At 58.3% G+C, this 16,625-nt stretch carries 18 protein-coding genes and 1 riboswitch; of the genes, 12 read left to right on the top strand and 6 right to left on the bottom strand.

Features of this window, described 5'->3' with window-relative positions; genetic code table 11:
• Nucleotides 1–9: 9 nt before the first annotated feature.
• Nucleotides 10–402, top strand: coding sequence for an ArsR/SmtB family transcription factor (locus RDA78_RS24580; protein WP_434052390.1), 393 nt, complete (start codon nucleotides 10–12; stop codon nucleotides 400–402).
• A 142-nt stretch (nucleotides 403–544) separates the two neighbouring features.
• Entirely contained in the window at nucleotides 545–2,392 is a 1,848-nt protein-coding gene (locus tag RDA78_RS24575; protein WP_434056204.1) for an ABCB family ABC transporter ATP-binding protein/permease, read from the top strand.
• 44 nt (nucleotides 2,393–2,436) lie between these two features.
• Here the strand turns inward: RDA78_RS24575 and RDA78_RS24570 are convergent, their stop codons facing one another.
• Both RDA78_RS24570 and RDA78_RS24565 read right to left on the bottom strand, forming a co-directional pair.
• Nucleotides 2,437–2,871, bottom strand: a complete 435-nt coding sequence (locus RDA78_RS24570) for a 6,7-dimethyl-8-ribityllumazine synthase (protein ID WP_434052389.1) — start codon at nucleotides 2,869–2,871, stop codon at nucleotides 2,437–2,439.
• A 71-nt stretch (nucleotides 2,872–2,942) separates the two neighbouring features.
• Nucleotides 2,943–3,086: riboswitch (FMN riboswitch) on the bottom strand.
• A gap of 101 nt (nucleotides 3,087–3,187) precedes the next feature.
• Nucleotides 3,188–3,379 carry a hypothetical protein gene (locus RDA78_RS24565; protein ID WP_434052388.1) on the bottom strand — a complete coding sequence of 64 codons (192 nt, stop codon included), beginning with the start codon at nucleotides 3,377–3,379 and terminating at the stop codon, nucleotides 3,188–3,190.
• Between the two features lie 95 nt (nucleotides 3,380–3,474).
• Here RDA78_RS24565 and RDA78_RS24560 point away from each other — a divergent pair, with 95 nt between their 5' ends.
• The 4 genes from RDA78_RS24560 to RDA78_RS24545 all read left to right on the top strand — a co-directional run bounded on the left by RDA78_RS24560 (nucleotide 3,475) and on the right by RDA78_RS24545 (nucleotide 6,998).
• A complete protein-coding gene (locus tag RDA78_RS24560; RefSeq protein WP_434052387.1) occupies nucleotides 3,475–4,392 on the top strand; it encodes a LysR family transcriptional regulator in 918 nt (305 codons plus the stop codon).
• A 188-nt stretch (nucleotides 4,393–4,580) separates the two neighbouring features.
• Nucleotides 4,581–5,285 carry a phosphatidylserine decarboxylase gene (locus RDA78_RS24555; RefSeq protein WP_434052386.1) on the top strand — a complete coding sequence of 235 codons (705 nt, stop codon included), beginning with the start codon at nucleotides 4,581–4,583 and terminating at the stop codon, nucleotides 5,283–5,285.
• Nucleotides 5,286–5,353: 68 nt separating this feature from the next.
• Complete coding sequence (locus tag RDA78_RS24550) at nucleotides 5,354–6,166, top strand: CDP-alcohol phosphatidyltransferase family protein (protein ID WP_434056203.1); 813 nt, start codon at nucleotides 5,354–5,356, stop codon at nucleotides 6,164–6,166.
• An 82-nt stretch (nucleotides 6,167–6,248) separates the two neighbouring features.
• Nucleotides 6,249–6,998, top strand: a complete 750-nt coding sequence (locus RDA78_RS24545; RefSeq protein ID WP_434052385.1) for an SDR family oxidoreductase — start codon at nucleotides 6,249–6,251, stop codon at nucleotides 6,996–6,998.
• 40 nt (nucleotides 6,999–7,038) lie between these two features.
• Here RDA78_RS24545 and RDA78_RS24540 read toward each other — a convergent pair whose 3' ends face one another.
• From RDA78_RS24540 to RDA78_RS24525, 4 genes are all read right to left on the bottom strand, one after another.
• Nucleotides 7,039–8,442 (bottom strand): amidase, encoded by a 1,404-nt coding sequence (locus tag RDA78_RS24540; RefSeq protein WP_434052384.1) that lies wholly within the window; start codon nucleotides 8,440–8,442, stop codon nucleotides 7,039–7,041.
• Nucleotides 8,443–8,646 carry a hypothetical protein gene (locus RDA78_RS24535; RefSeq protein WP_434052383.1) on the bottom strand — a complete coding sequence of 68 codons (204 nt, stop codon included), beginning with the start codon at nucleotides 8,644–8,646 and terminating at the stop codon, nucleotides 8,443–8,445.
• A 62-nt stretch (nucleotides 8,647–8,708) separates the two neighbouring features.
• Entirely contained in the window at nucleotides 8,709–9,860 is a 1,152-nt protein-coding gene (locus tag RDA78_RS24530) for a M24 family metallopeptidase (protein ID WP_434052382.1), read from the bottom strand.
• 49 nt (nucleotides 9,861–9,909) lie between these two features.
• Nucleotides 9,910–11,067 (bottom strand): M24 family metallopeptidase, encoded by a 1,158-nt coding sequence (locus RDA78_RS24525; protein ID WP_434052381.1) that lies wholly within the window; start codon nucleotides 11,065–11,067, stop codon nucleotides 9,910–9,912.
• A gap of 364 nt (nucleotides 11,068–11,431) precedes the next feature.
• Between RDA78_RS24525 and RDA78_RS24520 the strand changes: the two genes are divergently transcribed.
• From RDA78_RS24520 to RDA78_RS24495, 6 genes are all read left to right on the top strand, one after another.
• Nucleotides 11,432–12,274, top strand: a complete 843-nt coding sequence (locus RDA78_RS24520; protein ID WP_434052380.1) for a transporter substrate-binding domain-containing protein — start codon at nucleotides 11,432–11,434, stop codon at nucleotides 12,272–12,274.
• 54 nt (nucleotides 12,275–12,328) lie between these two features.
• On the top strand, nucleotides 12,329–12,994 hold the full coding sequence (ehuC, locus tag RDA78_RS24515; RefSeq protein WP_434052379.1) for an ectoine/hydroxyectoine ABC transporter permease subunit EhuC: 666 nt from the start codon (nucleotides 12,329–12,331) through the stop codon (nucleotides 12,992–12,994).
• A gap of 4 nt (nucleotides 12,995–12,998) precedes the next feature.
• Nucleotides 12,999–13,667 (top strand): ectoine/hydroxyectoine ABC transporter permease subunit EhuD, encoded by a 669-nt coding sequence (ehuD, locus tag RDA78_RS24510; RefSeq protein WP_434052378.1) that lies wholly within the window; start codon nucleotides 12,999–13,001, stop codon nucleotides 13,665–13,667.
• Nucleotides 13,667–14,479 carry an ectoine/hydroxyectoine ABC transporter ATP-binding protein EhuA gene (gene ehuA / locus RDA78_RS24505; RefSeq protein ID WP_434052377.1) on the top strand — a complete coding sequence of 271 codons (813 nt, stop codon included), beginning with the start codon at nucleotides 13,667–13,669 and terminating at the stop codon, nucleotides 14,477–14,479. Before ehuD ends, ehuA begins: the two co-directional genes overlap by 1 nt.
• A gap of 99 nt (nucleotides 14,480–14,578) precedes the next feature.
• Complete coding sequence (locus tag RDA78_RS24500) at nucleotides 14,579–15,601, top strand: helix-turn-helix domain-containing protein (protein ID WP_434052376.1); 1,023 nt, start codon at nucleotides 14,579–14,581, stop codon at nucleotides 15,599–15,601.
• 180 nt (nucleotides 15,602–15,781) lie between these two features.
• The gene (locus RDA78_RS24495; RefSeq protein ID WP_434052375.1) at nucleotides 15,782–16,585 is read left to right on the top strand and encodes an aspartate dehydrogenase; all 804 of its coding nucleotides are present in this window, start codon (nucleotides 15,782–15,784) and stop codon (nucleotides 16,583–16,585) included.
• Nucleotides 16,586–16,625: the final 40 nt, after the last annotated feature.

The raw sequence follows: 16,625 nt of genomic DNA, 5'->3' as shown, positions 1-16,625 counted from the left end.
AGTGGTTTGATGAGCGAGACGGGTGAACCGTCAGGAAAATCCTGTGGTCCCAGCGCGGAATGCTTGTCAAACTGCGAAGAGCTGGCTGCGATTTACCGCGCACTCGGACACCCGGCACGACTTGCTATCATCAAGCAGTTGGCCATGCGCGCTGAAGCCTGCTGTGGTGAAATTGTCGATCACCTCCCATTGGCGCAATCGACCGTCTCGCAGCATCTGCAAGTGCTCAAGGATGCAGGGCTTCTGGTCTGCGATGCAAGGGGCCGGAATTGCCACTATTTCCTCAACCACGACATGCTGCGTCGGGCAGAGGGTTTTTCTGATGAATTCTGGAAAGAACTGAATGCCCTGAAGACGCCCGGGGATCGCGCCGAGAACTCGGCGAAATTGAAGATCGAATAACGAAAGCGGGTCGCGTCCCGTGGCCCCGGAGAAAAAATTGACAGATCAATCAGCCACCTCGCCGCAAGGGTCCTCCGACGCGGTTGGAGGCAGCCAGGGTCCTCAGGCGCAGAAAGCTGTCAGCGCCGACGAGGGCAATACGCTGTCGACACTCAGCAATTTGTGGCCCTATATCTGGCCGTCGGACAGGCCCGACCTGAAGCGACGCGTTCTTCTTGCGCTCTTTGCCCTCATCATCGCTAAGATCGTGACGGTGTTTTCGCCCTATTTCTTTGCCTGGTCGACGGATGCGCTGACCGGCACCGAGACCGGATTGCCCGCCTTTCTGGTCGCGCCCGTCATGCTTGTCCTCGCCTATAACGCGGCGCGCTTTCTCGCCGTCGCGTTCAACCAGTTGAGGGACGCCCTTTTCGCGCGCGTTGGACAGCATGCCGTTCGCCAACTGGCCATTCTGACCTTTCGGCATCTGCATCAGCTTTCCTTGAGGTTTCACCTTGCGAGGCGGACGGGCGGCCTCAGCCGGGTAATCGAACGCGGGGTCAAGGGGATCGAATCCATCGTCCGTTTCACGATCCTGAACGGCATCCCCACTGTTTTCGAGTTCGCCATCATGGCGGCTGTCATCTGGTACCAGTTCGGCTTCAATTACGTTGTCATCGTCGCCGTGATGATCATTGCCTATGTCTGGTTCACGATCAAATGCTCGAACTGGCGCATTGGAATCCGCCGGGAAATGAACGAGAGCGATACCGACGCCAATTCCAAGGCGATCGACAGCCTCCTGAACTTCGAGACGGTCAAGTATTTCGGCAATGAAAAAATGGAGGCCGCGCGCTTTGACGTCTCCATGGCGAAATACGAGAAGGCAGCAACGAAAACCTGGACGTCTCTTGCCTGGCTCAATCTCGGGCAGGCGGTGATCCTGGGTATCGGCATGGCGGTCTGCATGGCGCTTTCGGCAAGAGCGGTCATGTCCGGTGAACAGAACATTGGCGACTTTGTTCTGATCAATGCGCTGTTGATGCAGATCTCCATCCCGCTCAATTTCATCGGTTTTCTGTACAGGGAGATCCGGCAGGGTCTGGCCGACATTGAATCCATGTTTGATCTGCTGCTGGTTCCGGCTGAAATAAAGGACAAGGACGGTGCAGGACCGTTGAACGCCGTTGGCGGCAAGATCGCCTTCAAGGATGTGAAGTTTCACTACGATTCGGATCGCCCGATCCTGAAGGGCGTTGACTTCGAGGTGCCGGCTGGCAAGACGATTGCCATTGTCGGTCCTTCGGGCGCCGGCAAGTCGACCATTTCGCGCCTGTTGTTCCGGTTCTACGATGTCACCGGTGGTGCAGTTGAAATCGACGGCCAGGATCTGAGAGACGTCACCCAGGAAAGCGTGCGCCACGTCATTGGAATGGTGCCGCAGGACACGGTCCTCTTCAACGATACCATCGCCTACAACATCCGCTATGGACGCCCGGATGCGACAGATGACGAGGTGCGCGAAGCCGCCCGCATGGCACAGATCCACGACTTCATCGAACGGTTGCCGAAAGGTTATGCATCGGAAGTCGGCGAGCGGGGATTGAAGCTCTCGGGTGGTGAAAAACAACGGGTTGCGATTGCGCGAACGATCCTGAAGGCTCCGCCAATCCTCATTCTCGATGAGGCGACATCGGCGCTCGACACCCACACTGAGCGGGAGATCCAGTCCGCACTGGATCAGGTTGCGAAAAACCGCACGACGCTTGTCATTGCACACCGCCTATCGACGGTCGTGAATGCGGATCAGATCATTGTGCTCGAAGCGGGGGAAATCGCCGAGCGCGGCACACATGCCAAATTGCTGGACAAGAACGGTCTTTACGCCTCCATGTGGGCACGACAGCGCGAAGCCGACGAGGCCGAGGAACGTTTGCGGGCGGCGCGGGAAAACGACGAGTTGGGAATTGTCACACGCGGCAGAACCGCGGATTACATCCCGGCGAAATAGCGGGATCCCGGCAAGGAGCGCGCTGCCCCTCTCCGGGAGCTGGCTCAGGCGCTCAATTGTTGCCGGAACGTGCTGATCTGAAGCGCGGCCTTGGCCGCCTCACGGCCCTTCAGCACGAAATGCTCACGGTAGATTGCCGTGTGATGGTCCGTTTCCTGGAAATGGTGCGGTGTCAGCGAGACGGACAGGACTGGAACATCCGTTTCGAGGCCTGCCTGCATCAGACCCGTCACCACGGCCTGCGCAACGAAGTCGTGTCTGTAGATGCCGCCGTCAACGACGAGCGCCGCCGCAGCAATGGCCGCGTACTTGCCTGTTTTCGCGAGGGTTTTTGCCGCAAGCGGCATTTCGAAAGCACCGGGAACGTCGAACACGTCAATGTTTTCGGCTGGTATGATCTGTTGAAAGCCTTCGAGCGCCTGGTCGACAATATCGGAATGCCAACCGGCCTTGATGAAGGCATAGCGGGTGTGTGTCATTGGTGATCTCCCTTGTTTGCGACACGTCACCCAAGGCGATCACCAGCGGCCCGGATCGGCGCGATCCGAGCGCTGTTTCTCTTTCTTCCGGACTGTAACCGTCGGCCCAGGCATCTCACCTGATCTGCTTGACCCTTCCGTGGGGAAGGCGCTCGCGGGCTCGCAGCGCACTGCATACCGCCGGTGGGGACTTTCACCCCGCCCTGAGAATGCCGCCTATGTTGCAGGCGGCGCGTCCCAAGACAAGCGTCGAATTTCAAAAAAACCAGGTGCGTCCGACGGCCGGACTTCTTGACGAAACGGAAGCTTATCGCCGTCAGGCCGCGCGGTCGGTTGTGCGCGCACTTTCTTCGGCGGCACCGATGTCGTTTGCGGGCGCATTTCTCCGGGTTTGCCGGTTCGGAGCGCCACCGAAGAGAAAATTCGTGACAACCCTTGCCAGACCTCTCAGCTCCTTGTTGCGGGCAGCGCGGGCACGTGTTTCGTAGATGTTGCCGGTATGGATCATGACAGGCTCCTTTTGTCTGTGGAGGCTTTATCTCATGTTGCGAACTTTCGAAGAATTGGGCTAATCTGGAAGATATCTTTCGAAAGTTTCGAATAATGCGACTCGATGATCTGAAGTTCTTCAAACGTGTGGCTGAACTTGGCAGCCTGTCTGCCGCAGGCAGGGAGTTCGGCCTGTCACCGTCGGCGGCCAGCAGCCGGTTGAGCAATCTTGAGAAGGAACTCGGTTCCCAGCTCGTTGCCAGGACCACGCGGCGCACTGGCCTGACAGAAGCGGGGCAGGTCTTTCTCCGCCACACGAGCAATGCCTTGGGCGAGATGGACCGCGCGCGCGCCTTGATCGACGCTGCCGAGGATGCACCACGCGGCATGCTGCGCATGTCGCTGAACGTCTTTTTCGGGCGCAAGCACATCCTGCCGTACATTCCTGAATTCAGGGAGCTTTACCCCGAACTGAGGCTGGAAGTGGATATGACCGACAGGATTGTCGATCTGGTCGCCGAAGGCTACGACATGGCGATCCGGGGCGCGCCCTTGCCTGATTCCAGTCTGATCGCCCGCAAGCTCGGCGGCAACCCGCGCGTTCTGTGTGCGAGCCCGGATTACCTTGAACGCAAGGGCGTTCCAAGATCACCGGAAGATCTGCGCAATCACGACTGCGTCGGCTTCGATCCGATGCCTGTCTGGTATTTCGAAGGACCGGAAGGCGAGATTGCCTATCATCTGGAAGAACCGGTCATTTCCGGTGACAGCGGTGATTTTGCATATGATGCCGCCATTTACGGACTTGGTCTTACGGTCAAGTCCCTGGCGCATGTGTGGGAAGATCTCCGGGACGGCAGGCTCGTTGCCGTGATGGAGAACTATCCGGTGGCGCGGACCGGGAACATTTATGCAGTCTATCCTCCTGCCAGGTTCATCCCGCCCAAGGTGACGAAACTGGTCGATTTCCTGATCTCCAAATACGGCCGGCCTGCCTATTGGGAAATGGACTATCGGAAGGCGGCGGAGTGATCCGTCTTTCCGAAGCCGGTTTTCAGAAAACCGCAGGAAAATCAGTGCGGGCAGGTTCTCATCGGGTGAAAAAGCCTCTAGAAGCGGAGAGAGTACTGCAGCGCAAGGAGCGCATGCCCCGGAGCGGGTTTCAGCGCATGGCTGCGGGATTGCATTCGTTGTTCTTACCTTGAATTCGGAAGATCTTGATGTCGATTGTCGATACCGTCACCAAAGCCATGGTCCCGATCCATCGGGAAGGGTGGCCGTTTATTGCCATTTCGCTCGTTGCGACACTGGTTGTCGGTTGGTTCGTCGATCCTCTTTTCTGGATCGGGCTCTTCGTCACCGGCTGGGTTTGCTATTTCTTCCGCGATCCGAAACGGGTCACACCGGTGGGTGAAGGTCTTGTGATCTCACCGGCGGACGGTGTCGTAAGTCATGTCGGCCTCGTCAGGCCGCCGCAGGAGCTTGAAATCGGCAGCGAACCGTTGATGCGTGTTTCGATCTTCATGAACGTGTTCAACTGCCATGTGAACCGGGCCCCCGTGGGCGGCAAGATCGAGCGCGTCGCCTACAGGGCCGGGAAGTTCCTCAATGCCGAACTCGACAAGGCCAGCGAGGACAATGAACGCAACGGTCTCGTCATCATCATGGGCGAAACGCAGATCGGCGTCGTGCAGATCGCCGGGCTGGTGGCGCGCAGGATCGTTTGTTTCGTCCGTGAAGGTGAAACGCTCTCCGCCGGGGATCGCTTTGGCCTGATTCGTTTCGGGTCGCGTCTTGATGTGTATTTTCCTGCCGGCACCCAGCCGAAAGTGGCGCTCGGCCAGACCATGATTGCCGGTGAGACGGTCCTCGCGGATCTCGCGCAGCCCCAGTCACCGGCACAGCCCCTGACGCGTGTGAGTTGAGGTAGACGGTGGCCGAGAGCAAGGACAGCAGCGCCAGCAAGAGCCGTCAGACGCCCCGGTTCCGCCGCGTGCCGATGCGCCTCATCGTGCCGAACATGGTCACGCTGCTCGCGCTCTGTTCGGGTTTGACCGCCGTGCGCATGGCCTTTGACGGCCGCTGGGAATTTGCGGTCGGCGCTGTCATCCTTGCAGCGGTTCTGGATGGTCTTGATGGCCGTGTTGCGCGTTTGATGAAGGGCACCTCACGATTTGGCGCAGAGCTGGATTCCCTGTCCGACTTCGTGAATTTCGGCGTGGTTCCGGCGCTAATGCTGTATCTCTGGTTGCTCAAGGATGCCGGAAACCTCGGCTGGATTGCGGCCCTGATCTTTGCAATCTCGATGGCCCTGCGGCTGGCCCGCTTCAACGTTGCACTGGACGACCCGAACAAGCCGGCCTGGACGTCACGGTTCTTCACGGGTGTCCCGGCCCCGGCCGGTGCACTGACGGTGCTGCTGCCGCTTTATCTCGACTTTCTCGGATTGTTTCCGCACTGGTTCGCTGATGCCGCGTTCGTTGCCGCCTATACGGTTGGCATCGCCTTCCTGGTCATCAGCAGACTGCCGACTTTCTCCGGCAAGACGCTCGGCACGAGGGTCCGCCGCGACTACGTTCTGCCCCTGATCGTTGTGGCCGTCCTGATCGTGGCGCTGACGGTCAGCTATCCCTTCCGCATGGTGGCGGGCGCCGCAGTTCTTTACCTGCTGGCGATCCCGGTTTCGTGGCGCGCGCACCGCAAGCTCGTGATGGCCGATGAGAACATGGCCCTCGACGACGATGGCGATGAATGCGACACGGATCTCGACAACATAGCGGACCGCGACAAGGACCACGGCGGCTGAGCCGGACCGGCCTCGCAAATCGGGTTTCATCCGGACACTTTCAGGTTCAGTTAGAGCGCCTCACAACCAAGAGGAGCTCCCTATGCTAAGCGGAAAAACAATTCTGATCACGGGCGCCAGCAGCGGCATCGGCGCTGCTGCGGCACGGATGTTTGCAGGTGAGGGCGCCAATCTCGTTCTTGCTGCAAGGCGAAAGGACAGGCTTGAAGAGCTCAGGGCCGAATTGCCGGAAGCAACGTCCCGCATCAAGGTGTTCGCAGGCGACGTTGCAGATCCCGCATTTGCTGAAGCCGCAGTCAGCGCGGCACTGGAAACCTTCGGCCGGCTGGATGGCGCGTTCAACAATGCCGGCATGCTCGGTGACATGGGGCCGGTCTCCGATCTGAGCCTGGAAAACTGGAACCGGGTTCTGGCAACCAACCTCACCAGCTCCTTTCTGGCCGCAAAGCATCAGATCCCCGCAATGGCCGGATCGGGTGGCGGATCGATCGTGTTCACATCCACCTTTGTCGGTCATACGATCGGCCTGCCGGGCATGTCCGCCTATGCGGCCTCCAAGGCCGGTCTGACCGGGCTGACGCAGGTACTCGCTGTTGAATGCGGTCCGCAGAACATTCGTGTCAATGCATTGTTGCCGGGCGGCACCAAAACCGAAATGGCGGGAGATGATCCGGCTTTTCACGATCATGTCGCGGGATTGCATGCCCTGAAGCGCATGGCAGAACCGGAGGAAATTGCACGGGCCGCGCTCTTCCTCCTGAGCGATGCCGGCTCCTTTGTAACCGGGTCTGCACTGCTGTGCGACGGCGGGAATTCCATCACGAAGGCGTAGACCGCCGGAGTGTTCTGGTAGCGTTCGAGGCAAGGGGGCGTCAGTCGACTGCCGGAAGCGGTATGGAAAAGGCCGCGTTGCGTTCGATGTCGTGCGCAACGCGGAACACGGTTTTTTCTTCAAAGTAACGTCCAATCAGTTGCAAGCCGATGGGAAGTCCCTCCGAATGCATGCCGCAGGGCATCGTAAGGGCAGGGTGCCCGGTCATGTTGAAAAACGTCGTGTAGCGCGTGATCGCATTGCCGATTGCCTCGTCAATGCCGTCACGCCGGGTGCTGACGGTTCCGACCTTCTGCGCGATTTCGGGCGTCGCGGGTGTCAGTATGACATCGACCTGATCGAAAAGAGCGTTGGTCTGCTGCCGGTAGGTTTCAATGAACCTTTTGGCTTTCACGTAGTGTTCCGCGAGGATGCACTGTCCGACGGCCAGTCCAGCCCGAAAATCCGCGCTGTAAAGGTCACCGCGCGTTTCCAGATACGCGGAATGCGCGCTGAGTGCCTCCGGCATCTGAACGGTAAGAGACACTGTTCGCGTCTGTTCCATGTCCGGAAACGTCACAGGCACAAGCTCAGCTCCCCGTCGGATCAGATGCGTTTTCACGCGTTCCAGTGCCTCCAGTATCTGCGGATCGCACCGGTCGAAGAAAAAATCCGCCGGTATGCCGACCTTGATGCCCGAAACATCCAGTCCAAGCGCATCGGAATAGGCTTCGAACGGCAGATTGGCGGACGCAGGGTCCCTGGGATCGTGGCCGGAGATCGCCTCGAGCAGGTCCGCACTGTCGGCGATCGTTCGCGTGATGATGCCGACATGGTCGAGTGTCCAGCAGTAGGGCACGATCCCCCGGGTCGGAACCCGGCCGATTGTCGGTTTGAGCCCGACAAGGCCGTTCAGTGCGGCAGGTGCGCGCACGGAACCGCCCGTATCCGTGCCAAGGGCCGCCGGAACCAGGCCGAAGGCAACCGCTGCCGCAGAGCCGCTCGAGGACCCGCCGGCCAATCGCGTTGTGTCATAGGCGTTCACGCAGGTTCCGTAGACATCGTTTTCGCCAGTGGCGCCGTAGGCGAATTCATGAAGGTTGGTTTTGCCCATGCTTATCGCACCGGCGCCGCGCAGGCGCGCGATAACGAAAGCATCCTCCCGGGCAATCCTGTCATGGAAAACGCGTGATCCTGCGGTTGTATTCACACCTGCGACATCGATGAGATCCTTGCTCGCGTAGGGAATGCCGGCCAGCGATGACTGTGACAGGTCGTCGTTTGAAAGTGACGCCGCGTTTTCTGCCGCCTCTGCCGATGTCACGGTGATGAATGCCCGGGAGACGGCATTATGCTGGCCAATGCGCTCCGCGAAGACGGACACCAGTTCCGGCGGTGAAATCTTTCCGGATGTGAGCAAAGCTCTCAAGGACCGGATATCTTCAAAGGCGGGATCTGTCGTCATTTATCGTTTCTGAACGCCAAGCGCCGGGGGTGTCGTGCCCAGATCTGTCTTGCGAAGAATCTCCAGCTCTTCAAGCAGGTTCTGAAAGCCGGTGATGATGCCCATCTTCGGGTTGATCAGCTCATTCAGTTCAGCTTCGGACCAGTCATGGCAGGCCATCTGGTCACAGACGCCTTGCAAGGTCTGTTTCTGCAGCGGTTTCATCGTTTGTCTCCTGACAGGCCGGCCCGATGCCGCGCCTCCGCAGTGCCTCGTGTGTCAACCTCTCAACAAATGATGAGGGTCTCGGGCGTTCTGCCGGTGAGTATTTCAGCACCGTTCTCAGTCAGGAGAACAGTGTTGGAGATGAAGTAGTCGACAACATCCGTGTTGGTGAACCAGCTGTGCGCGTGGAACACCATGCCGGTTTCCAATATGCGGTCGGAGTTGGGAAAGAGTGATGTAACCATGGAACCTCCTGTCCAGCTCGGCGGAAATCCGATGCCGACCATGTAGCCGCAATGATGACGCTCATAGTCATGAAGACCGGCCGATGCGGCAACCTCGCGCCACGCACTATAGGCATCTCCGGCCTTGCCGCCCGGCTTCAAAGCGGCGCAAATAGCCTTCATTCCGTCGATTGCCAGTTCGGCGGACGTTTCCGCGCCTTTCGGGGCATTGCCGATATAGGCCAGCCGTCCCATCGGTGCCTGGTATTTGCGGTAGGCGGCGCAGGTTTCCAGAAAGACGGCATCGCCGTTTTGAAAGACCTCGCCGCGCCAGGTGGTGTGCTCTTCTCCGAGCCGTGTCGTGGGTCTGATAAAGGGGCCAAAGCCGGGATACTCGCTGCCCTCGCGGATCATCCGATCGTGATAGGCAGCCGCGATCTCATAGTCACTCGCCCCTTCGCGGACGGCGTCGACGGCCGCAAGGGTACCAAGATCGACGGCCCTTGCAGCCTTGCGCGTGTAGTCCATCTCCAGCGCGGATTTAACCTGCCGAAGATCGTCGATGATGCCCGAAGCGTCCACCCAGTGGGCATCGCCGTCCTGGATCAGCTCCGCATGGCGCGGTGTCAGAAACAGGCTGCGTTTTTCAATTCCGACGCGCCCGCCTTTCAGCCCGAGATCCGAGACAGCACCAAGGACGGCATCTGAAAGCTCTTCATGATCCTGATGTCCGTAAAAGGCAGCGTTTTCAACCTGGTTGTGAACGGTGATCTTCTCCATCGCCCGGCAGCACAGCGCCATGTCGCCACTGCGGTTCAGGACGAGAACATGCGCAGCGAAGAAACCCCAGTGGTCCAGTCCCGTCAGCCAGTAAATGCTCTCTGGAACGGATATGAGAATGCCGTCGAGGCCGTTGTCGGAAAGGGCGCTGCAGGCGCGGTGCAGGCGTTGCTTGAGCTCGCTTGCCGGAAACGGTCTGGTGTTATCCATGGCATTGAAGTCCTGGGGTCGTTGGTGAAGAAAGGCCGTGCATGAGTCTTCAGTGTCTGCTCAGCAGGATCGAGCGCGGATACTCGGTGATGTAGTCGGATCCCGTGTCTGTAACGACAACGGAATCGCCGATGCGCCCTGCAGTGACACCGTCGATCGAAATGCCACCGTCAACGGCGAAAGTCATTCCTGGCTTGAGAACGGTCTTGTCGCCTTCTTTCAGTTCAGGCGCTTCAAGATAGGCGACACCAATGGATCGGCCCGTGCGGTAGCCCGTCTGATAGCCGCGCTCGCGGTATACTTCGTTGGCGGCCATGGCGACCTCTTCGGCCGGAACACCGGGACGTATCGCGGCGATTGCTGCCTGCTGCGCCGAAATGGCAGCTTCTTGCACGTCGCGGGCCTCGTCCGTGACATCGCCGATGTGAAACATCCGGTCGAAGCCGAGTTTGTATTGCTTGAACTGGGCCATATTGCAAAAGCAGAAATAGACCGGATCGTACCTCTGGTAGGGTTTGATGCCCGCACGCCTGTGCACCATGGATGTGTCCGAGCCGCTCTGCATGATTTGTAGATTGTGGATCATCGGCGACACGAAGCGATCCCAGCCCATGTTCGTCAGGAAACCGGCCGCTTTCCGTGACCCGGCCTCAATCACGGCAAGTGCGGACTCGTATTCCAGTGCGCCTTCGCGCAAAGAGTCGTGCGCAGCTTCCATCATCGCACCGGCGATCTGTCCGGCTTCTTTCATGACGCCAATCTCGAATTCGGTCTTGATCATGCGCATCCCACCCAGAACAGGGGAAATGTCTCTGAGCGGTGAAGCTGAAAAGGTGTCATCGAGGAAGTTGCGGACGATCGCCGGAATGGAATTCCGTTCTACCCAGATTTCGTCCGGCGCGCTGCCCACCACTTCTGCAAGGACACGTCCCCAGTTTCGCTGCCCGGCATCTTCCCAGACCCTGACATCCTCGACCCAGGTCATCGCAGACACCATTTCGCTTTCCATCAGCGGCGTGATGACGGTAGGCGCACCGTTACGGCGGACAACCAGCAGGGTCGGTCGGCCGAATTCAACGCCAAGGTAGCCCCAGAAGCCGGCGAGATACGCAATGGAGCTTTCATCCGTGAATACCGCAAGCTCGATGTTTTCATCGTGCATGCGCCGCTGCAGCTCCTCCGTCTTCCGTTTTGCGTGTTCGAGCATTCAGGCGTCCCCTTTCCGGCGGCTTCCGAAGGCTGCGCACAAGACACCTTGCTCATGCCCGTGAAAAGGAAGCACCCGGACGGTCCGGCTGATGTCAGGCACAGCGGCGGGTTCAAGTGGCATGTGCATATCCCTCTTTTCAAGTCGGTGGCGGAAGCGCAAGCACAAGGAAGGCTATTAGATAGGTGCACCTTTGAATTTATGATTGCGAGGTTACAAGAAAAATATGTCATAAACAACGCAAAAATCTGCAAAAATGACTGAAAACACAAAAACTAAAGGCTGTTTGTTGCAATGGCGCACATAATTGGTATACCTTTATGTCATTAGGGGATCAAACACCTTCACACAAGGGAACAGACCTATGACAAATATTGGAAAGTCGATTACCGCCGCCATCATGCTGATGGGGGCTGTGTCTGTAGCCTCCGCGGGCACGATCCAGGACCGCATTGACGCTGGCGAATCTATCCGCATCGGGTTTGCAAATGAAATCCCCTGGGCCTATCCGGGAGACGGAAACGAACCGCTCGGATTTGCCAACGTGCACGCCCTCGGTGTTCTGAAGGCGATGGGGTACGAAAACATCGAACCGGTCGTCACGGAGTGGGGCGGGCTGATCCCGGGTCTGAAGGCTGGCCGTTTCGATATCATTACCGGTGGCATGTACATTATCGGCAGCCGCTGCGAGAACATCTCGTTCTCCGAACCGATGGGCATCTTTGGTGATGCATTTCTGGTTGAGGCAGGTAATCCCAAGAACATCAACAGCTATGCCGACATCAAGGACAGCGGATCGCTCATGGTCACTGGTGCCGGCTACAACACCGTTGAGGCCGCGAAGCAAGAAGGGGTCGAAGACAGCCGGATCATGCAGGTGCCCGGGCCGACCGAAATTCTCGCCGCCATGCGCGCCGGTCGTGCGGATGCCGGAGCCGCCACCTATTTCACCCTGCTTGGACTTGCCGAACAGTCGGATGGAAAACTTGAGGTCACGGACCCGAACGACCTGCCTGACTGGACAAAAAACTGGGTGGGTATCGGTTTCCGGTCGGAGGATGGTGACTTCCTGAAGGCCTTCAACGCGGCACAGGCCGACCATCTTGGAAGCGATGCAATGCTGCAAGCCGTCGCGCCTTTCAAGTACGGAAAATCCCAATTGCCGGATCCGAGCGTGAAGACCGAATGGATCTGCGCAAACCGTTGACGTGGAAGGGTGGGGTGGTTGCCCCGCCTTTTCGAACCGATAGTCGGAGGTCGCATGGCCTACTCGGATTTCCTTGCTGATTTCGGCGGCCGTTTTCTGGACGGGTCGTTCATCACGGTCGCACAATTCCTGCTGTCCGCGGCGTTGGCCATCGCCATCGCATTGAGCTTTGGGCTTCTGAAACTGGCGCGCCACTGGGCCGCCCGCGGTGTTGCGACCCTGTACATCGAACTGTTCAGGGGAACGTCGCTTCTGGTTCAGCTTTACTGGATCTTCTTCGTACTGCCCTTGTTCGGACTGACACTGGAAAAATTCACGGCGGGGTTCCTTGCGGTCGGCATGAATCTCGGCGCCTACGGCGCAGAGCTTGTGCGTGGGGCGGTCCGGTCCGTGCCGAAAGGGCAGTGGGAAGCAGCCTATGCGCTTTCAATGTCACCGGCGCGGCGCATGTGGCGCATCATTCTTCCGCAGGCCTTGGTGATCATGTTGCCGGGCTGGGGAAACCTGCTGATCGAACTGCTCAAGGCAACAGCCCTGGTCTCGCTGATTTCGGTGACCGATCTCATGTTCGAGGCAAAGCAGGTCAACAGCACGACCTTTCTCTCCATACAGGCGTTTGGGACCGCTCTGGTCATCTACTACATTTTCGCGCGGTTCCTTTTGACCCCCTCGATGCGATGGCTCGAACACACCATGGCACGCCGGATCGGAAAGGCCTGAGACGATGTTCGACTGGAGATGGGATTTTGCCTGGGAAATTCTGCCACGTCTCATTGAAGCGACGGGCAACACGCTGATCGCGGCAGGAGCCGGTTATCTGATAGCCGTCGTGCTCGGGCTGGTTCTCGCGCTTGCACAGAGAACACCACTGCGGCCGCTGACATGGATCGTACGCGAATTCGTCGAATTCATAAGATCCACACCGCTCGTGCTGCAGATCTTCTTCGTGTTTTACGTCGGACCGCAGTTCGGCATTCGGCTGGATCCGTGGACCGCGGGAATGATTGCGATCGGTCTGCACTATTCCGCTTACCTCTCGGAGGTTTACCGGGGAGGGCTGGAATCCGTTCCAAAGGGGCAATGGGAGGCGTGCACGTCCTTGAGCATGTCCATGCGCCAGACCTATGTCCGCGTCATCATCCCGCAGGCTCTTCCACCCTCGGTCGCCGGCATGGGCAATTATCTCGTCGGAATATTCAAGGACACGCCGATGCTCTCCGTCATCGGGGTTGCCGAACTTATGCACACTGCCAACGCGATTGGTTCCGAGCACTACCGTTTCCTGGAGCCTTTCACGCTGGTTGGTCTCATTTTCCTGGCGATTTCCCTGCCTTCCGCTGGCCTGATCAGGCTTTTTGAGAACTGGGTGCGCCGCAGGATAGGAATCGACTGATGGACAAGCTGACTGCCTATCCGCTCGAACTGGAGGGGACCGATATTCCCATGGTCCGGTTCATGAATGTCACCAAGCAATACGGTGCTCTCACGGTACTGGAAAACCTGAACCTGGACATTGCCGAAGGGGAAATGGTCTCGATCATCGGCCCCTCCGGTTCCGGCAAGACGACCGTTCTGCGCATGTTGATGCTGGAAGAGATCAACAAGGGTGTCATCTATGTGGATGGCAAACCGCTCACGCACATGGCGAAGAACGGAGCCCTGGTCCCAGCCGACCGGCGGTACCTACGCAAGGCGCGTGAGCCGATCGGAATGTGCTTCCAGCACTTCAACCTTTTTCCGCACATGACGGCCCTGCAAAACTGCATGGAGGGCCCGGTACAGGTTCTTGGGTTGACGAAGCAGGAAGCGCGCGCGCGTTCCGAAGAACTGCTCGAGATGGTCGGCATGATCGAAAAACGCGATCAGCACCCTTCGCGGCTTTCCGGCGGGCAGCAACAGCGGGTGGCGATCGCAAGGGCGCTCGCCATGCGCCCCAAGGTCATGCTCTTCGACGAGGTCACGTCGGCCCTCGACCCGGAAGTGATCGGCGAAGTCACCAATGTCATTCGAGAGCTCGTGTCCGCACACAGTCTGACAATGCTGATGGTGACCCACCAGATGGGGTTCGCGCGCGATATCTCCGACCGGGTCTGCTTCTTTTTCGGCGGAAAGATCGAGGAGCAGGGAACGCCGGATGAGCTCTTTGGCAATCCGCAAAAGGAGCGCACACAGCAATTTCTGAGTGCCGTCAAATCAGCGGACTGATCGCAAACACCTGAACCGCGAAGTTCAGTGCGTGGAAGGAGCCGCGAGCCAAAGCATCGAAGATCGGGTTCCTCAGAATTTGGGACCGGGGAGGAGCAAATGACCGCCGAAAAGACTGAAAAATGCGCACGCCAGCCGTTCAACACAGTGTTACAGAACCTGGAGCCATACGATTTGGACCGGTTGACGTCTGGCTGCCCTGACACGACAGGAATTGTGCAACTCAGTGAAGGTCGCTTTGCAGGTCGAGTGCTGGATCTCAAATTCCCCGGTATCGCGTTTTGTCTGGAGTGGTGCAACCAAACGATCGAGAAGGAAGTGCATCTTGAGGATGACAAACTGACCTTCTGCACGTTTGTCGATACACCGGCTCCAGATCTCTCTTTCAACGGTGTAAACAAGAAAAATGACTGGGTTCTCCTGCAGACACGCGGATGCGAGGACGTTCTGATTTTTCCGGCCGAAAGCACTCTTCTGACTGTGAAAATCAGGAAAAGCGCAGTGCGGGAGTTTCCTGACTTTCTGCCTGAGATCACGGACTGGCTGCAAGGAGCACGTGCGCACGGAGAGTTTTTGAAGACGAAGGTATTTGCCTATCGACTGAGGGAAGTCGGCCGTGTCGCGCTGGAGGCTTCGCAGTTGCCCGGAAACCTGAAACGTCGGCAGGCTTTTGGCGACAATTTGCTGGTGAGCCTGGTAACCGGCCTGATCTTTGAATGGCTGTCGAAGCAGACATTTTCCACATATCAGAAGCCGCGTGCACTGGAGCTTTTTCAGGCGGCGAGACCTGCTTTGTTGGAACATGAAGGGGACGCGGAGCCGTTGAATTCGTGCCAACTCGAAAGATTGGGTTCACGGCGCTCGATCGAAAAAGCCTTCGGTAAACTGCTCAACATGGGACCGGCGAAATATTCGCGGATCGTTCGTCTGAACAATTCGCGCCGGAAGCTGCGTGACAAAAATTATGCAGATGCCAGCATAGGTGATATCGCAGCGCAGGAAGGGTTCTGGGACTGGAGCAGGTTTACGTCCTACTATCGAAAACAGTTTGACGAATTGCCGTCGGAGACGCGCAGCAGATGCCCATTTACAGGTGCCGCATCAGATCCCCGGGCCGCATGAATTCGTCTGTCGGAACGCAAGCGGATAACCGTGGCGATGGCACGCACGAAACGGCAAGAGCTCAGCAGCATCCAAAACACGGCTTCGTGGAGCACGCCGGCGGCCGGGTGACATGCGCGCTGAACGTGTTACCGGTTCCTGAAAACTTGGCTGCCACATTGCCAAATTGGAGAAAACCACATGAAAATCGGCATTGCCGGTACGGGTGCGATCGGACTTGGGGTCGCAAGAGCGCTCGTCGATGGAGACATTCCCGGATGCGAACTTTCCGGTGTATCAGCCCGGAATGCCGGGCGCGCCGAAGAGATTGCCTCCAGGTTTGCTGTCCCGTTGCGCTTTCTCAGCTTTGCCGGCCTTGCCGATGCATGCGATCTCGTCGTTGAAGCATTGCCGCCGGAAAGTTTCGAAGGCCTTGCCCGGCCAGTTCTTGAAAACGGCAAGGTGCTGGTTGCCATGTCGGCAAGCCAGTTGCTTGGGCGGGGCGACCTGATCGATCTGGCGGACAGGAGCGGCGGGCGCATCCTTGTGCCTTCAGGGGCAATGCTGGGTCTGGATGCGATCAAAGCCGTCAGCCAGGGCGCGATCACGTCGATAACGATCGAGACACGCAAGCCCGTCGCGGGCCTTCAAAACGCGCCATATCTTCAAAAGACGGGTCTTGACCTGAGCGAGCTCTCCGAAGCCGCCTGCATCCTCACCGGATCGGTGACGGAAGTGGCCCGCGAGTTTCCGGCAAACGTGAATGTGGCAGCGGCACTCAGCCTGGCCGGGATTGGCCCGGACAGAACACGTATGGAGGTTTGGGCGGATCCTGCCTTGAGCCGCAACCTGCACACGGTCCGGGTCGTCTCCGACAGTTCAGACTTTACCATGCAGATTCAAAACCGGCCGAGCGCGGAGAATCCGGCCACGGGCCGCATCACTCCGCAAAGCGTGATTGCTCTACTGAAGGATCTTCAATCGGTCATGCGAATAGGCACCTGACGTTATCGCAAGCAAAGACCTGGTTCTTGTAAATGAACTG

It is taken from the genome of Roseibium sp., from assembly GCF_051016195.1.
GTDB lineage: Bacteria > Pseudomonadota > Alphaproteobacteria > Rhizobiales > Stappiaceae > Roseibium.
This window is presented reverse-complemented; position numbering and strand designations above follow the sequence as displayed.

Excerpts from the sequence above, each read along its gene's own strand:
- RDA78_RS24495 (WP_434052375.1), top strand. The coding sequence starts at position 15,782 with ATGAAAATCGGCATTGCCGGTACGGGTGCGATCGGACTTGGGGTCGCA.
- RDA78_RS24545 (WP_434052385.1), top strand. The coding sequence starts at position 6,249 with ATGCTAAGCGGAAAAACAATTCTGATCACGGGCGCCAGCAGCGGCATC.
- ehuC (WP_434052379.1), top strand. The coding sequence starts at position 12,329 with ATGGCCTACTCGGATTTCCTTGCTGATTTCGGCGGCCGTTTTCTGGAC.
- RDA78_RS24570 (WP_434052389.1), bottom strand. The coding sequence starts at position 2,871 with ATGACACACACCCGCTATGCCTTCATCAAGGCCGGTTGGCATTCCGAT.
- RDA78_RS24500 (WP_434052376.1), top strand. The coding sequence starts at position 14,579 with ATGACCGCCGAAAAGACTGAAAAATGCGCACGCCAGCCGTTCAACACA.
- RDA78_RS24535 (WP_434052383.1), bottom strand. The coding sequence starts at position 8,646 with ATGAAACCGCTGCAGAAACAGACCTTGCAAGGCGTCTGTGACCAGATG.
- ehuD (WP_434052378.1), top strand. The coding sequence starts at position 12,999 with ATGTTCGACTGGAGATGGGATTTTGCCTGGGAAATTCTGCCACGTCTC.
- ehuA (WP_434052377.1), top strand. The coding sequence starts at position 13,667 with ATGGACAAGCTGACTGCCTATCCGCTCGAACTGGAGGGGACCGATATT.
- RDA78_RS24560 (WP_434052387.1), top strand. The coding sequence starts at position 3,475 with ATGCGACTCGATGATCTGAAGTTCTTCAAACGTGTGGCTGAACTTGGC.
- RDA78_RS24530 (WP_434052382.1), bottom strand. The coding sequence starts at position 9,860 with ATGGATAACACCAGACCGTTTCCGGCAAGCGAGCTCAAGCAACGCCTG.
- RDA78_RS24525 (WP_434052381.1), bottom strand. The coding sequence starts at position 11,067 with ATGCTCGAACACGCAAAACGGAAGACGGAGGAGCTGCAGCGGCGCATG.
- RDA78_RS24520 (WP_434052380.1), top strand. The coding sequence starts at position 11,432 with ATGACAAATATTGGAAAGTCGATTACCGCCGCCATCATGCTGATGGGG.
- RDA78_RS24540 (WP_434052384.1), bottom strand. The coding sequence starts at position 8,442 with ATGACGACAGATCCCGCCTTTGAAGATATCCGGTCCTTGAGAGCTTTG.
- RDA78_RS24565 (WP_434052388.1), bottom strand. The coding sequence starts at position 3,379 with ATGATCCATACCGGCAACATCTACGAAACACGTGCCCGCGCTGCCCGC.
- RDA78_RS24580 (WP_434052390.1), top strand. The coding sequence starts at position 10 with ATGAGCGAGACGGGTGAACCGTCAGGAAAATCCTGTGGTCCCAGCGCG.
- RDA78_RS24555 (WP_434052386.1), top strand. The coding sequence starts at position 4,581 with ATGTCGATTGTCGATACCGTCACCAAAGCCATGGTCCCGATCCATCGG.